Source organism: Ligilactobacillus sp. UO.C109 (genome assembly GCF_026847815.1).
Taxonomy (GTDB): domain Bacteria; phylum Bacillota; class Bacilli; order Lactobacillales; family Lactobacillaceae; genus Ligilactobacillus; species Ligilactobacillus salivarius.
The window spans coordinates 1-532 of sequence record NZ_JAPSFH010000033.1 but is presented as its reverse complement, the minus strand read 5'-3'; the positions used below and the strand labels follow the sequence as shown (position 1 = coordinate 532).

Annotated in this window: 3 protein-coding genes; all 3 read right to left on the bottom strand. The window is 41.0% G+C overall.

All coding sequences use genetic code 11. The features are described from left to right. On the bottom strand, nt 1–122 hold a 122-nt coding region (locus OZJ21_RS09860), incomplete at its 3' end, for a hypothetical protein (protein WP_442916313.1). Beyond that, nucleotides 119–367 carry a hypothetical protein gene (locus OZJ21_RS08700; RefSeq protein ID WP_268857693.1) on the bottom strand — a complete coding sequence of 83 codons (249 nt, stop codon included), beginning with the start codon at nt 365–367 and terminating at the stop codon, nt 119–121. The genes OZJ21_RS08700 and OZJ21_RS09860, both read right to left, overlap by 4 nt. Beyond that, the coding region (locus OZJ21_RS08695) for a mucin-binding protein (protein ID WP_268857692.1) at nt 348–532 on the bottom strand (185 nt) is incomplete at its 5' end. The genes OZJ21_RS08700 and OZJ21_RS08695, both read right to left, overlap by 20 nt.

Genomic DNA, 532 nt, shown 5'->3' with positions numbered 1-532 from the left:
TTGTCTGGGTAGGTAATTGTGGTATCTCCATTGTCACCCACATCAATCTTGGTTCCTTCTGGTAAGCCAGGGTTGTTATCACGAATATTGTCTTCGACTTCTTTCTTTTCGTCATCAGTCAGCTTCGTTGGATCATCAACCTTGGTCTTGGCTTTAACCGTTGGATCCAGATTTCATCAACCTTGGTCTTGGCTTTAACCGTTGGATCCAGATTTTCAGCACTAGTCTTTTCTTCAACCAGCTTATCACCTGTGATAGTGTCGACTGACTTGTCTGGGTAGGTAATTGTGGTATCTCCATTGTCACCCACATCAATCTTGGTTCCTTCTGGTAAGCCAGGGTTGTTATCACGAATCATCATCCACATATACTACTTTGCCTTTTTGTTTATTTGCTTCATATATTACAGTTTCTGTGTAATCTTTAGTATCAAATGTTACTGTTTTACTTGGAACAACAGCTCTATCTGGAGTATAGCCTGCCTTTTTTTGCGTCTTCACTTCGTCGAAGCTTTGACTTGGAACTTTGTTCC

Bases quoted from the DNA above. Each gene is read 5' to 3' on its own strand.
- OZJ21_RS08700 (WP_268857693.1), bottom strand. From the start codon at position 367: ATGTGGATGATGATTCGTGATAACAACCCTGGCTTACCAGAAGGAACC.